The sequence below is a fragment of the Vibrio sp. 704 genome (assembly GCF_033339295.1).
In genome coordinates, this window is sequence record NZ_JAWOUH010000371.1 from 1 (window position 1) to 749 (window position 749).

Annotated in this window: 1 protein-coding gene; it reads left to right on the forward strand. The window is 47.4% G+C overall.

The features are described 5' to 3' along the window. Positions 1 to 605: D-glycero-beta-D-manno-heptose 1-phosphate adenylyltransferase (gene rfaE2, locus R7R24_RS26535; protein WP_318120094.1), on the forward strand; the 605-nt coding region annotated here is incomplete at its 5' end. Positions 606 to 749: the final 144 nt, after the last annotated feature.

Consider the following 749-nt stretch of genomic DNA (forward strand, 5'->3'; position numbering starts at 1 on the left):
CAGGTAAATCCTTCGAAGAAGCGTGTGCACTTGCTAACGCAGCTGCTGGCGTTGTCGTGGGTAAACTGGGTACGTCGACGCTGTCTGAAATTGAATTGGCAGAAGCGGTTCATGGCAGTCAAGATACCGACTTTGGTGTCATCTCAGAAAAAGCACTGATTGAAGCGGTGAAAAAAGCACGCGCTCGTGGCGAGAAAGTCGTCATGACCAATGGCTGTTTTGATATTCTTCACGCTGGTCATGTGTCTTACCTTAATCATGCTGCTGAGCTAGGTGATCGCCTAATTGTCGCAGTAAATACCGATGAGTCTGTAAAGCGTTTGAAAGGCCCGGGTCGTCCAGTAAACCCAACCGATCGCCGTATGGCAGTATTGGCAGGTTTAGGTGCAGTTGACTGGGTTGTACCGTTTAGTGAAGATACGCCACAGCGTCTGATCTCTGAAGTGCTGCCAAGCATGTTAGTGAAAGGCGGTGACTACAAACCAGAAGAGATTGCCGGTGGTAAAGAAGTGATTGCAGCAGGTGGTGAAGTTCGTGTTTTGAACTTTGAAGATGGTTGCTCAACCAGCGAAATCATCAATGCAATTAAAGGCGGCAAAGGCTAAGCCTTACTGCTTTGAACAACACTATCTGAAAGGTCGCTGCAAAGCGGCCTTTTTGTTTTTCTATGCTTGCTGTCCTACGTTACGTTCTGGTATGGCAATGCATTTGCGAGATAATCGCTAGGCGTACAATGTTAGGTAATTTGC